This window comes from Ochrobactrum sp. SFR4 (assembly GCF_019730395.1).
GTDB lineage: Bacteria > Pseudomonadota > Alphaproteobacteria > Rhizobiales > Rhizobiaceae > Pseudochrobactrum.
On the sequence record NZ_JAAPBB010000875.1, the window covers coordinates 1 to 265 of the forward strand.

Genomic DNA, 265 nt, shown 5'->3' on the forward strand with positions numbered 1-265 from the left:
ATGTATGGATGTGAATTGCCTGATGCGATACGGCAGAAACCTGTTGGTTGGTGTCGGAATATTTATTGGTTTTCTGGTCTATATCGCTGGCAGTGAGGCATATGCTGCTAAAAAAACAAAACAGCAGGCTGCAGGGGTTACTCTGGAAAATGCTGTCAAAAGAGCTGTTCAATGGCATCCTTCTATTGATGAAGCGGTGAATAATCTGAATATGCGGCAATCGCGTATTGATGAGGCGGAAGCCGGCTATCTTCCGCGCATTTCT

Annotated in this window: 1 pseudogene; it reads left to right on the top strand. The window is 45.3% G+C overall.

The annotated features are described in order from the left end of the window. Nucleotides 1-22: 22 nt before the first annotated feature. Nucleotides 23-265 (top strand): annotated as a pseudogene (locus tag HBA93_RS21590) (hypothetical protein); the annotation flags it as partial.